16 protein-coding genes are annotated in these 13,567 nt (G+C 29.4%); 1 reads left to right on the top strand and 15 read right to left on the bottom strand.

The genetic code is table 11. The features are described from left to right. Positions 1–203: 203 nt before the first annotated feature. From ACEG17_RS09645 to ACEG17_RS09575, 15 genes are all read right to left on the bottom strand, one after another. A complete protein-coding gene (locus ACEG17_RS09645) occupies positions 204–722 on the bottom strand; it encodes an OmpA family protein (protein ID WP_372583547.1) in 519 nt (172 codons plus the stop codon). Beyond that, positions 695–892, bottom strand: a complete 198-nt coding sequence (locus ACEG17_RS09640; protein ID WP_372583546.1) for a hypothetical protein — start codon at positions 890–892, stop codon at positions 695–697. The genes ACEG17_RS09645 and ACEG17_RS09640 overlap by 28 nt, the downstream gene beginning before the upstream one ends. A gap of 58 nt (positions 893–950) precedes the next feature. Then, positions 951–1,418 carry a hypothetical protein gene (locus tag ACEG17_RS09635; RefSeq protein ID WP_372583545.1) on the bottom strand — a complete coding sequence of 156 codons (468 nt, stop codon included), beginning with the start codon at positions 1,416–1,418 and terminating at the stop codon, positions 951–953. Positions 1,419–1,513: 95 nt separating this feature from the next. Then, positions 1,514–1,897, bottom strand: a complete 384-nt coding sequence (locus tag ACEG17_RS09630; RefSeq protein WP_372583544.1) for a hypothetical protein — start codon at positions 1,895–1,897, stop codon at positions 1,514–1,516. 23 nt (positions 1,898–1,920) lie between these two features. After that, positions 1,921–2,307, bottom strand: coding sequence for an adhesion protein FadA (locus tag ACEG17_RS09625; RefSeq protein ID WP_372583543.1), 387 nt, complete (start codon positions 2,305–2,307; stop codon positions 1,921–1,923). Positions 2,308–2,519: 212 nt separating this feature from the next. Continuing rightward, entirely contained in the window at positions 2,520–2,969 is a 450-nt protein-coding gene (locus ACEG17_RS09620; protein WP_372583542.1) for a PTS sugar transporter subunit IIA, read from the bottom strand. Positions 2,970–3,002: 33 nt separating this feature from the next. Continuing rightward, positions 3,003–3,860 carry a tRNA (adenosine(37)-N6)-dimethylallyltransferase MiaA gene (gene miaA / locus ACEG17_RS09615; protein WP_372583541.1) on the bottom strand — a complete coding sequence of 286 codons (858 nt, stop codon included), beginning with the start codon at positions 3,858–3,860 and terminating at the stop codon, positions 3,003–3,005. Between the two features lie 124 nt (positions 3,861–3,984). Then, on the bottom strand, positions 3,985–5,268 hold the full coding sequence (gene obgE, locus ACEG17_RS09610) for a GTPase ObgE (RefSeq protein ID WP_369712368.1): 1,284 nt from the start codon (positions 5,266–5,268) through the stop codon (positions 3,985–3,987). Between the two features lie 60 nt (positions 5,269–5,328). Continuing rightward, positions 5,329–6,015 (bottom strand): thermonuclease family protein, encoded by a 687-nt coding sequence (locus tag ACEG17_RS09605; protein WP_372583540.1) that lies wholly within the window; start codon positions 6,013–6,015, stop codon positions 5,329–5,331. Positions 6,016–6,033: 18 nt separating this feature from the next. Next, the gene (locus ACEG17_RS09600; RefSeq protein ID WP_372583539.1) at positions 6,034–7,167 is read right to left on the bottom strand and encodes a trans-sulfuration enzyme family protein; all 1,134 of its coding nucleotides are present in this window, start codon (positions 7,165–7,167) and stop codon (positions 6,034–6,036) included. Between the two features lie 703 nt (positions 7,168–7,870). Next, positions 7,871–8,440 carry a GNAT family N-acetyltransferase gene (locus tag ACEG17_RS09595; RefSeq protein WP_372583538.1) on the bottom strand — a complete coding sequence of 190 codons (570 nt, stop codon included), beginning with the start codon at positions 8,438–8,440 and terminating at the stop codon, positions 7,871–7,873. Between the two features lie 142 nt (positions 8,441–8,582). Beyond that, on the bottom strand, positions 8,583–9,254 hold the full coding sequence (locus tag ACEG17_RS09590; RefSeq protein WP_372583537.1) for a uracil-DNA glycosylase: 672 nt from the start codon (positions 9,252–9,254) through the stop codon (positions 8,583–8,585). Between the two features lie 225 nt (positions 9,255–9,479). After that, positions 9,480–9,965 (bottom strand): deoxycytidylate deaminase, encoded by a 486-nt coding sequence (locus ACEG17_RS09585; protein WP_372583536.1) that lies wholly within the window; start codon positions 9,963–9,965, stop codon positions 9,480–9,482. 40 nt (positions 9,966–10,005) lie between these two features. Then, positions 10,006–11,346, bottom strand: a complete 1,341-nt coding sequence (gene xseA / locus ACEG17_RS09580) for an exodeoxyribonuclease VII large subunit (protein ID WP_372583535.1) — start codon at positions 11,344–11,346, stop codon at positions 10,006–10,008. Positions 11,347–11,602: 256 nt separating this feature from the next. After that, positions 11,603–12,322 (bottom strand): helix-turn-helix transcriptional regulator, encoded by a 720-nt coding sequence (locus ACEG17_RS09575; protein ID WP_372583534.1) that lies wholly within the window; start codon positions 12,320–12,322, stop codon positions 11,603–11,605. A gap of 86 nt (positions 12,323–12,408) precedes the next feature. Here ACEG17_RS09575 and ACEG17_RS09570 point away from each other — a divergent pair, with 86 nt between their 5' ends. Next, entirely contained in the window at positions 12,409–12,831 is a 423-nt protein-coding gene (locus ACEG17_RS09570; RefSeq protein ID WP_372583533.1) for a pyridoxamine 5'-phosphate oxidase family protein, read from the top strand. Positions 12,832–13,567: the final 736 nt, after the last annotated feature.

The following is a 13,567-nucleotide window of genomic DNA, read 5'->3' as shown; positions in this document are numbered from 1 at the left end:
ATTCTATTAAATAATAGAAATTCACATAAGTTTAGTACATTTTCTATCAGACTCCTTTATATAAAAAATATTTCCTATATTATACACTAAAATTAAATTTATTTCACTATAATTCTAAAACTTTTCAAAAAAATTGCCTAATTATTCCAATATTGAAATAACTAGACAATTTATAAAAATATTTTTATTAATACTGGTTATTACTATTTTGTAGTTTTGAATTCGATTCTTCTGTTTTCAAATCTTCCTTCAGCAGTATCATTTGGAGCGATTGGTTCAGATTCTCCTCTTGATTCTACACCTAAGATTCTTGCAGGATTTAATCCAAATTCTAACAATTTATCTCTAACAGCTACTGCCCTTCTCATACCTAAAGCCATATTATAAGCATCTGATCCTTTAGAATCTGTATGTCCTATAATTGTAACTCTCATATCTTGTTGTTCAAGATAATCTTTAAGATTTCTTAACAATTCATAGTATTGTGGTTTAACTACGGATTTATCAAAGTCGAAGTTCAATCTTCCAGAATCAAACACAATTGTTTCATTTTTTGGTGGTTCTGGAGCTGGTTCTGGAACTGGAGCTGGCTCTTCTAACTCAAGAGCGTTAATTCTAATTGTATTTTCTCTCATTTGAGTAGTTGTCAGCCTTCTTGCCATCAATGGTGAAGCAACTAACAACCCTAATGCAATTATTGTTGTTGTTGTTCGTCTACCCATTTTTCAGCCTCTCTTTCTAATGATTTATATTTTTGGCTACCTGGATTTGGTCTGTTTTCATCTAAGTAATCTTCAATATGATTTAATCTAGTTGTATTATAATCTACTAATTTTGCGTTTGTACAAGACAAAGCTCCTAATCCTACTAATAATAATGCTACTTTTTTCATATTTTTTATTTCCTTTCTAATTCATCCAAATTTATTTTTTAAATTTTTTAATTTATTCTTATTTCATTTTATCTTGAATAGCGTCTAATCTTTGTTCCATTTGATCTAGCATTTCGTTTGTTTTATGAAATTTTTCAATGTTACCGTTAATTTGATCTACTCTTTTTCTAATTCTTTGAATTTCTGCGTCCATCATTTTACTTTCAGACATATTTCTTCTTTGAGTTCTTAAATCTCTTGTTTTTGTTTTTCTTTGTCTAGCCGCTTCTCTTGCTTTTTCTGCTCTTTCTTTTGCTTGTAATCTAGCATTTTCTACTTTTTGACGTGCTTCTTCGCTCATACCAGGTGTTTCTACAGTTTCTTCAACTGGAACTACTATAACTTCTTCTTCTTCTTCTACAACACCTTTTGCTGCTTCTTTAGCTTGTTGTGCCTGTCTTTGTTTAGCTACTTTAACTAATCTTTGTACCGCGGCATCAGTATTTGTTGGAGCTGAAAATGATACTTGACTCATTGCTAACACCATTACAGCTACTAATCCTAATATTTTTTTCATTGATTTTCCTTTCTAACATATTATTTAAAATATTGTTTTATTTAAAATAACTAAATTAGCTTGTTTTATTTAGCTGTTTTTCTAGTTTTTTTGACACTATTTTTAACACTAACTCTTCCAAGAGCGCTGTCAAATTCTGCTAATTCTTGTTCTTCTCTTTGTACACTTCTTACTACTCTTTCATAGAAGTCTACTCTTGTTGCTGCCTTAGCAGCATTGTATTCAAGCTTTTCAATTGGTGATTTAGGTTTAACTTTCTCTTCTTCTACAACACCGTCTTCATCAATTGTTACTATTTTTTCTGTTTTTATTTTTCGTTCTTTAGGTGCTTTTATACTTTTATAGTAATCTTCTCTAGCTTGTCTCAACACTTCCTGTGGAGAAGCCGCCATCATTGGAACAGATAATGCTGCTACTATCCCACAAAATAATAATTTTTTTGCTTTCATCTTTTAATTACCATTCCTTTCCATTAATTCATTATCGACAATAATGTATCCAATTCTGCAATTTTTTTCTCTTTTTCTGCTATGCTTTTGTCAATGTTTTTGTAGAGAGTTTCGGCATTATTTAATATTTTTTTATATTTGTCTCTATGCCATCTTACTTCTGAATCTACTTTTAATTTTTCTAATAATTTTTCTCTACTTGTTTGTTTAGATTTCAAATCTTCTACTTCAGCTTCCAATTGTGCTTTTTGCTGTCTATATCTTTCTTTTTGTGCTTCTTCTTTTTTGATTAATTCATTGAATTGGTTTTCAATTGAACTTAAGCTACTTTCTAAGCTCTTTTTTTCAGCAGAGAAACCTATTGACGAAACCATCATTATTCCAACCAAAAAGAATATTGTCTTTTTCATTCGATCTTCCTCCTAATTTTTTAATTTCATAACAATAATTGAATATAAAATCACTATTAAATCACTTACCTATCATCACTTATCCTTATTATACCAAATTATATAAAAAAATACAATTAATTTTTCAAATAAAATACAAAATTTGTTTTTTTTATATAAAAATTCCTTTAAATTCAATACGGAAATTTCTTTTTTTTATGATTTTGTTAACTCTATTTTAATTTATTTGTAATTTCTTCTATTGTTAAAGCATTTTTTAATTCTTCTACTAATTCTTCTTCATAAGATAATTTTGAAATCTCAGCCAATAAATCTAAATGTTCTTTTTTTGTTTCTTCTGGAGCTGCAATCATAAAAATTAATTTTGAAGGTTCTCCATCCATACTTTCAAAATCTACTCCTTCACGAGAAATTCCTAAAGCAAGAGAAAGTTCTTTTACAAGTGGTGTTCTTGCATGTGGAATAGCTATTCCGTCTTGCATTCCAGTTGGTGTCAATTTTTCTCTTTCATTTATTTCCTTTACAAATTCTTCCAAGTCTTCTGAATTAAGAACTTCACTTTTCACAAACAATTGTGCCATTTCCTTAATAATTTCTTCCTTTGTTTTACCTTCTAAATTTACTTTTATTCTTTCTGGTACCAAATATTCTAATATTTTCATGTTTTTTTACAGGATTTTCCTGTAATCTCCTTTCTAAAATTTTTCCCATTTTTTCAGAATATCGTCTAGCACTTGCATTTCAGACATTTCTGATAAATTATAAGTAATATAGTTTTTTTCTTTTTTGAACCATGTCATCTGTCTTTTTGCATATCTTCTGCTTTCCATTTTTATTTCATCAATCGCTTCATCCAGCGTAATTTTCCCTTCAAAATATTTAAATAGTTCCTTATATCCAATTGAAGATATTTTATAAAGACTTTCTGTATATTTATTATATACTTTTTTTGCTTCTTCTACAAGTCCTTTTGCAATCATAATTTCAACTCTTTTATTAATCCGTTCATAAAGCTCTTCTCTATTTCTAGTAAGAAATATCTTTAAGAACTCATAATTATTATTTCTTATATTTTGTATACGTAGCTCACTAAATTTCCCGCCGGTCAAAATACAAACTTCAATTGCTCTAACCAATCTCAATTTATTAGACAAATCAATTTCATTATACGATTTTTCGTCCATTTCTTTGAGAATTTTCTGTAATTCCTCAATACTTTTGCTTTCCAAATCAGCTCTGATTTTTGCATTTTTTGATGGCAGTTTTGCAAATCCATCTGTAATTGATTTTATATAAAGCCCTGTTCCGCCTGTAATAATAATATTTTTCTCATTTTTTTCACCATTTTCATTCAAAATATTATTTACAGTTTTTTCAAAATCTCCCACAGAATAATCTTCATCAGGATTTATAATATCAATCATATAATGTTGTATTCCCTGCATTTCATCACTTGTTATCTTAGCCGTTCCTATATCCAGCTCCTTATAAATCTGAGAAGCATCTGCTGATATAATTACTGAATCTATCTTTTTAGCAAGCTTTATTGACAAGTCTGTTTTTCCTACTCCAGTTGCACCTGCGATTACAATTCCTTTTTTCCTTACTGCTATCTTCTTTACCTCCCATTATAAGTAAACCACATCTTTACTGAAAATCTTTTTAAAAAATTTATTACTAAACTATATATTCAAATTCATATCCAGCAATAATTATAATATCTCCTTCTTCAACCCCAGCTTTTTCAAGCTCTGTTTCCATTCCAAGACTTCTCATCTTCTGAAGGAAATTTATTATTCCTTCTTCTCCAATAAACACATACTTTTTAAGCACATCATCCACAATACGTCCATCCACTTCAAATACATTGTCAGCTGTTTTCTTAACAATCCAGTCATCTTTTTTATTATTTTCCTGAATCAGCTCTTCAACAGAATGAACTTCTTCCAGTTCTTCCCTAGGTATTTCCTGAATTAATTCCCATGCCTTTGATAAAACCGGCTTTAGTCCCTCATTTGCAATTACAGAGACTGGGTAAACATATTTTATACCTTTTTCTTTAACAAATTTTTCAAATTCATCATACTTTTCATCTTCATAAAGCATGTCAATCTTATTAGCCACAACAATTTGAGGTTTATTTGCCAATTTTTCACTATAATTTTTTAATTCATGATTTATTTTTACAAAATCTTCCTTAGGATCACGTCCATCCAATCCTGAAATATCCACAATGTGAATAATCAATTTACATCTTTCAATATGCTTTAAAAATCTATCTCCAAGCCCCACTCCTTCATGAGCACCTTCAATAAGACCTGGCACATCCGCCACAACAAAACTTTCCTCATCTCCCATTCTTACAACTCCCAATTTAGGCTTTAATGTTGTAAAATGGTAACTTGCAACTTTTGATTTGGCAGCTGATACTTTATTAATAAAACTTGATTTTCCTACGCTTGGATAACCCACAAGAGCCACATCGGCCAGCAATTTTAATTCCAGCTTTATTTTTAATTCTACACCTTCACGACCACTTTCTGCTATTCTTGGAGCTTTTTTTACTGATGACTTGAAATGGATATTTCCACGTCCGCCATCTCCACCTTTTAGAAATATTACTTTTTCATTTGGATTGTCCAAGTCAAGCAGCAGTTTATTTGTTTCAAAATCTCTAATCATTGTTCCAACTGGAACTTTTATAATCAAGTCTTCACCTGATTTTCCAGTAGAACGTGCAGCAGCCCCTTTTGTTCCGTCTTGTGCCTTAAATTTTTTACTGCTCTTAAAATCTACAAGCGTGTTAATATTTGGATCAGCGATAAAGACGATATCTCCACCTTTTCCGCCATCTCCACCGTCAGGCCCTCCAAACTGAACAAATTTTTCACGTCTGAACGTAGCTGCTCCATCTCCCCCATTTCCAGAAATTACTGTAATTACACTTTCATCTATAAACATTTCATCACCTTTTCTTTATTCTAGTTCTTTTTATTCATTCAATACAATTGCTTAAATTCATTACCTGTTTTTAGTTCTACTTGTTGCCGCCGCCTTTTTCTCTCTTCTGTAATTCCATGGCTCTATATATCCTCTTTTTCCAAACAGGCCAAGTTTATTCTTTTTGGCATTTTCCTGATAAATCTGCATTCTAGTATCATTTTTGTCGTATTCCTGATACCACCAGGCATTTCCATTTTTTACCATTTCCTCATTTATATTTTTCCCGTCAGCATATACTACAGCCACTGTTCTGCCATATCTATCCCTATTTTTCTCCTCAATTTCAAGTGTCTTTCCATTTACCATCTTTTCTAATGCCTGCTTACTCTCGCTCCCATAATCCTGCGCCTTTTCAGGAGCATCAATTCCAAACATCCTGATTTTTATAACTTCTCCAGTAAATTTCCCATTTTCCACTTTCTGAATGTTCATGGTATCTCCATCACTTACTTTTATAGCTTGATAACCTTTCAGAATAGTTGGATTCTGCACAGCTGCACTATTTGAATAATTAGTATTTGTACTTCTTGAAGCTGTATTTTTTTTAGAATTACTTGTTTTTGATCTTTTTTTACCAAATCCTGAATTCACTCCATTGTATGCAAATCCAAATATTGCTAATAACACAGTAATTATTGCAGCAATCAATTTTTCATTTCCAGCTTTTGAACTTCTTCCAGTTCTTTTTCTTCTTTTTGTTGCCATCTGTTTTTCCTTTATTCTTTATTTTTCCAACGCCTGTTTAAAATCTTCAATCAAGTCATCAATATTCTCAAATCCAACAGCTATTCTTATCAATGAATTTGTAAATCCTCTAGCCTCTTTTTCTTCATCAGGCATTTCGGCGTGCGTAATTGTACTTGGATGAGTTACTAAAGTTTCTGCCCCACCAAGACTCGCTGCAAATAGTGCCACATTCAAACTTTCAAAAAATGTTTTTACCTTTGAATCGTCCTTTAAAGTAAATGAGAATACTGAACCTCCGCCTGTTGCCTGACTTTCATGAATTTTTTTGCCTTTATTTGTATCCAAAGTCGGATAGTAAATTTTATCAACTGCGTCATGGCTTTGAAAAAATTCTATTAGTTTTTCCGCATTCGTTTGTGCCGCTTCCACTCTAAGTTTCAATGTTTTAAGACTTCTCATCAAAAGCCAGCTGTCAAATGGAGAAATTAAAGCTCCAGCCGCAACTTGTGAAAATTTAATTTTTTCCGCAAGCCCCTCATCATTTGTAATCGCAACTCCAGCCAGCAAATCATGATGCCCAGATAAAAATTTAGTCGCACTATGAATTACAATATCAATCCCAAAATCAAGCGGTTTTTGCAAATACGGCGTCATAAAAGTATTATCTGCAATTGTTATCAAATTATGTTCTTTTGCAATTTCTACAACTCCTCTCATATCTGTAACATCAAGCAATGGATTTGACGGAGTTTCAATAAAAATAGCCTTTGTATTTTCTTTAATAGCATTTCTAATATTATCCAAATCAGTTGTATCGACAAAAGTGTATTCCAATCCAAATTTTGAATAAATATCATGAACAATTCTATAAGTCCCACCATAAATATCCTGACCTAAAATAATATGATCTCCAGCTTTAAACATTGTAAATACAGACGTTGTAGTCGCCATTCCCGATGAAAAGGCATACCCATATTTCCCATTTTCCAATGCAGCAAGTATTTCTTCAAGCTCATTTCTCGTAGGAGCCGAAACTCTTGAATATTCAAATTCCTGCGTTACTCCAAATTCCGCAACAGGAAAAGTTGAAGCAAAATTAACATTTGTTCCCCAAAGTTCTTTCTTTTTTCCATTTCTTATTCCATGTATTGTTTTTGTTTCAAATCTCATAACAATCTCACACTCCATTTCTTTTTTTACTATTTTACAATCTAAACTTTTGATACTATTCTAATCTTAAAATATTTAATTTTTATTTTTTATTATCCAAATTAATGATTTTTTATAATTCTTATGTTATAAGTTGTTTTTATTAATATTTGTTTTTTTATCTCTTTTAATATATTTTCATTTCAAAAAAACACTCCATTTCATACTGTTTAGCAAGGAATTAAAACTTCTTATCCTCAGCATAGTCTATATTTTAAATGTTAGTTTATTTAATAACAGTTTTACTATTTTTATTATTTTTTCGTAGGATTGCTCATTGCCGCAAATCCTACAACCTATGGCTAGACTACGACTTTTATTTGTCCAACTCCGAAACTCCTCCTTCCAGTCGTCAAACAGTCGTAGTTGAACAAATAAAAGCTCCGTCAATTTATTAAAAATCATAGATTGAATATATCAAAAAATATAAAAATAAGCAAAATTTCGTTAAAAGAAAAATAGCTGTTTGAGCTTTTGAAGTAAATTTTAAATTGTATTTCATTATTTATATTAAAATAACCTATATTCAAAAGCGAGTTCTATTTTTCTTTTATAAGAAAGTTTTGTGTAAAGCGGGGTTGTAAGGGCATGGCATCTGATGCCCTTACGTTAAAATTAATCAAAATATAAAAAATGTTTTATTTGAAAGTTTAAAAAGAAATATTTAAAATAATTTATGTGGTATTTTTATTATTTTCTCATAGGCAATTCTCTTTTCCCCAACATCAGGCTCTTTATCTAAATAAATCACACCACAATAACTGAATCCATTTTTTTCAAGGAACTTTTTCATTGGCTCATTGTTTTCATGTGTATCTGTTTTTATACTGAGTATTTTGTTTTTTATACATTCTTTTTCTGAAAATTCTAATATCTTTGTTGCGATTCCTTTATTCTTTATTTCAGAATCAACTGCCAGCCTGTGGATTACGATATAATCATCGGTTGTTATCCATTTTCCTTCGATTTTAGAATATGGTTCTTCTTTTTTAGGCGACAATACAATAGTTCCAACAATTTTTTTAGAAATCTGATTTTCGGATTTGTCATTTTTTTCAGAAATTTCTTCTAAAACATAACTAATCCCATTTTTCACATCATTTTCAATAACTTCTCTATTTGGATATCCATTTTGCCATTGATCTAAACCAAGTTGCCTTAGTTCAATTTTTGCTTTTTCGATGATTTCTAAAATTCTGTCTACATCATCAAAAGTTGATTTTCTAAAATTCACAAAAACTCCTCCTTTTCATAAAATTTAAATAATCATTTTAAAAAATTCTGTAGAATCTTGTTGATACACTAACTTTCTATTTTTAATATAAGAGAACTTGACTCACATAGCAATGTTACTCAAATTTTATAGTTTTTATTTTTTATATTTGCCAGTCAATTTCCTTTTTTCCCAGCTCTTTCAAAATATCATTAGCTTTCTTAAAGTGTCCACAGCCAAAAAATCCACGGCTCGCAGATAATGGGCTTGGATGAACACTTTCCAGAATATAGTGTCTATTTGTATCAATAAAAGCTTTCTTGCTTTTGGCGTTATTTCCCCAAAGTATGAAAATTATTGGCTCTTCACGTTCATTCAAATATTTTATCACGTTATCTGTAAAAATTTCCCAGCCTATTTTTGAATGTGAGTTGGCATTTCCAGCGACTACAGTAAGTGCAGTATTTAAAAGCAGGACTCCCTGTTTTGCCCATTTTTCAAGAAATCCATTTTTACTCATTTTATAGCCAAATTCATTTTCAATTTCTTTATAAATATTTTTTAGGGAAGGTGGCAAGGCAACTCCCTGCTTTACAGAAAATGCCAGTCCATGTGCCTGATTTTCGCCATGATACGGATCCTGTCCCAGAATTACAACTTTGCAGTCCTTATAACTAGTTAGCTTAAATGCAGAAAAAATCTCATTTTTATCAGGATAAATTGTTTTTGTCTTATATTCTTTCACTAAAAATTTTCTCAAATCCAAATAGTAATTTTTTTCAAATTCTTTTTCTTTTTTAAAAATTTCATCCCAGTCATTTCCGATATTAACCATTTTCCCATCATTCCTCTCATTAAAAATTCAAATCTTATTTCACAGTCAAATTTTCCTAATTCACAAAAGGATTATAGAATCTTCCACCATTTATTTTTATAAGTACAATTGAAATAATTACGAATATTGCTGTTACAAAGATTGCTATAATATCTGGCATTTTCATTTTTCTTGCCTGATACCATGTTCGCTTTTTTCTTTTTCCAAATCCTCCATAAATTGTATTTAATCTTTAAACTGAATATTTATAGATTCTTTCTCAATTTCAAGATGTATCGTTTCTACTCGTGCATTTTCAAAAATCCTTTTTGAAGCCTTTGTAGAATCAAGCGACTTGTGTTTATCGGAAAAATATATTACCTTTTTTATTCCTGACTGTACGATTGCTTTTGCACATTCATTGCATGGAAAATGCGTCACATAAATAGTACAGTTCTTCAATGATTTTATACTATTAAGAATAGCGTTCAGTTCAGCATGCACAACATAAGGATATTTCGTATCCAAAAATTCTCCTTCTTTATCCCAAGGCATACTATCATCAGAACTTCCCATTGGAAAGCCATTATATCCAATTCCTATTATTTTCTTATCTTCATCAATAATACACGCTCCCACCTGTGTAGACGGATCTTTGCTTCTCATCCCAGACAAAAACGCAATTCCCATGAAATATTCATCCCATGATAAATAATTATCTCTTTTAGACATTATTCATACCCCACTTTCTAAAATATCCAATATTTCTCAATTACTTAACAACCACTTTCTTCTTAACATCTGAAAACTCTATCTCCAGTTTATCTTCCTTGCTAAGCTCAATTCCTCTTTTAACAATCTTCCCATTTTTTCGAGTTATTGTATAACCTTGTTTCAAAATATCACTTACTGAATATTTTGAAAGCTGTGCCTTTTTATATTTGAGTTCCTTTTTTCGATTTTCAAAAAATTCCAGTATTATTTGGTTAAGTTCGGCTGATTTTTTCTTTAAATTTTCTTTTTCACTTAAAATTATTTTTTGTAAATTAATTCTATCAAATCTCTGTTTTCGATAATCCAGCTGTTCTCTTGATTTTTGTACAATTCTTCTAAGTTCTCTTGATAATTTCTGTTCTTTTTCCATTAATTCAAATTTCTTGTTATCCAGAATATTTGCAAAATTCTTTATATAATAGTTATTTTTTCTGTATTCCAGCTCTTTTTTCATCATTGCAACTTTATTTAAAAGTAATTTACTCAAAAGATTCTTTTTACTTTCCAGTTCGTCTGTCAATTTTTCTTTTTCAGGAATTAAGATTTCTGCTGCCTGAGTTGGTGTAGCCGCCCGTTTATCAGCGACTAGATCTGAAAGAAGATTATCAATTTCATGTCCTACCGCTGAAATTACAGGAATCTCAGACTTATAAATGGCTTCTATCACAGCTTCCTCATTAAATGCCCACAAATCCTCAATACTTCCTCCACCACGTCCAACAATAAGTGTATCTATTTCAAGCTGTTTCTCTTCATTCATTCTATTAAAAAACTCAATCCCTGCTGAAACTTCCCATGCTGCCCCTTCTCCCTGAACTTTTGCTGGATAAAGGTAAATATTCACATTTGGAAACCTTTTATGCGTTGTATTTATAATATCTCTAATTGCTGCTCCTGTATCAGCTGTTACAACACCAATATTTATAGGTAATTTGGGTAAATGTTTTTTTATTTCGTCAGAAAAATATCCCTTTTCAAAGTACAACTTTTTAAGCATTTCCATTTTCTCATAAAGCAGCCCTAGAGAATTACTTTTTTCAAGAAAATCCGCTACAATCTGATAACTTCCATTCGCCTCATAAAGCGTAACACTCCCACGGATTTTTACCAAATCCCCTTCCTTCAAGTCTTCAGGTACTCCTCTATACTTATAACGAAAAATAGCACATTTCACACTTGCACTTGCATCTTTTAACGTAAAATACAGATGTCCTGAACGATAATATGTAATATTAGAAAGTTCCCCTTCAATAAAAATGTTCTTAAAAGTATTTGTCCCCTCCAAAAACATTTTAACTTCCCTATTTATATCACTTACGGAAAATACTGTCTGTTCCATAATTTCCCCCATTTCTTACATTTTTTGTTCTTTAATAATAACATATTTCATCTCTTTTCTCAACTGATGAAATTTTTTTATACAATTAATCTAAATATATTCTAAAATTTTTATGACATATGCTCAAATCTATTTTAAATTAAACTACTAAAATTATATAAATTTAAGGTTTGAGTAAAATAATTATAACTTTTGAGTTTAATTTTAAAGCTGTTTTACTACATATAATTACAAAACTATGATACTTCACTTAAAACTATACTTCAAGCTCAAAATTTATCATATTGCAATCATGAATTTTATACATATCTGAATTTAAATTAACAAACTTTTCAAAAGAAATTGATTCAAATTTATCATCCTCTGCTAAATGAATAATTTTATCACATTGAAAATTTTTAATTTCCCTATCTTCAAAATCATATCCTGAAGCAATCCACTGGCCGTAAACAGATGATATTTTGAAAAACTGAACAAAATAATATTTGTCTTTCTTTTCTTCTTTATACAAAATTTTACAAACTTTTTCTTCTATTGAATTTTCAAGAATTTTCTTTAAAAATGGACTTTCATTTTGATGCTTTGAAACTTCAAAATTTAATATTGTCTCCATTTTGTTAATTTCCTCCACTTGCCTTTGTGGAAGACAGTTTTTAAATTTTTCTTTCAATTTTTCAATATCTAAATGAAAAGGTGTTGTTTTGTATCCTTTTAACGTAAGCATAGTGAAGTATAATGCATATATTTCATTTACATTGAACAAGACAGGAGAGAGCAGTTTATTTTTTAAAATTTTATATCTTCCATTTCTCCCACTGAAAGAATAAATTGGCATCCCGATTTCCTCAAGAGATCTTATGTCTCTTAAAGCTGTATTTTTTGAAATACTATATTTTTCCATAATATCTTTTAAATTAAAAGTCTCTTTATTATTAAGATATATCATCATATCATTAATTCGCTCTGATTTTTTCATTTTTCTCCTAATTTTTTATTTTAATAGTACCATATTTTGATACTATTTTGAAGTATAATTCAAAATATAAATTTAAGGAGGAAATTATGGATATAACAAATAACTTTTTAGAAATTATGGAAAAAACTACTGATATGGCAATAGCTTCTTCAGATTCCAGCAATCAGCCTAATGTAAGAATTGTAAGATTTTATTATAATCCTGAGGAGAAAATTTTATATTTTTTATCATTTAAGAACAGCCAAAAAACAATAGAATTTGAAGAAAATAATAAAGTAGCCTTTACAACAATTCCCAAAGATGGAATAAAACGTGTTAAAGCAAAAGGAATTATAAGAAAAAGTCAAAAATCTGTTCAAGACTTAAAAAATAAATTCATAGAAAAATTGCCAGAAGTAAAAAAGAATATTGATGAAGCAGAAAATCTTCTGGTATTATATGAAGTATCTTTTACAAAAGCAACTGTTACTATTGGTGTTAAAAATACTACGGAACTTGAGATTTTATAATCAATTATAAAATAAACTTAACATTTATGATTATTTTTCAAATTTCTATTTTATTTAATTTTCTAAAAATATATTTGAATATAAGTTAAAAGGATATCAATCAGCATATCCTTTTTTTATAATAAATTATTCTTCCTCTATCAAAATCTTCATTCATTTCAAAACTTAATTTTTGCACTTCATATATTTAATGATTTTTTTTATATTGTACTAATCACTTAAAAATAAAAGAGAATTTTATAATAAGGGTGTTTAATAGCTAATCTATAAATATTTAATTAAATTGTTTTTTGCTGTTTTTTTATATTACTATATTTTTTTTATTTTTACAGGATTGCTTATTGCCATAAATCCTAAAACTTATATTTTAATTATTTGAAAGTATTAGGTTTACAATCACTATTAAAAAAGTTTCTAATAATTTCATTTCTTAAATGGAATTCAGTATTATTTATAGTAAAACTAGTTTGAAATAGAACTCAAAAATTATGACTATTTTACTTAAACCCTAAATTATATAATTTCTATCAGTTCAATTTTAAATAGGTTCGAGTATATTATACAATCTATGAGAAAAAAAGAACAGTAAAACCTAAGTTCTACTGTCCTCTCTTTTTTATTCTACATTTTATCTTCGTTCTAGTAAATAGCTCTGAATCCTATTCCTGCTCTTACGTTCTTACCTTTAGTGTCATATCCTCCATTTACTGTCACTCCGAATCTTGTGTTGTCCACT

Source organism: Leptotrichia hongkongensis, from assembly GCF_041538065.1.
Classification (GTDB): Bacteria; Fusobacteriota; Fusobacteriia; order Fusobacteriales; family Leptotrichiaceae; genus Leptotrichia; species Leptotrichia hongkongensis.
The sequence above is the reverse complement of the archived record's forward strand: the minus strand, read 5'-3'. Positions and strand labels throughout refer to the sequence as shown.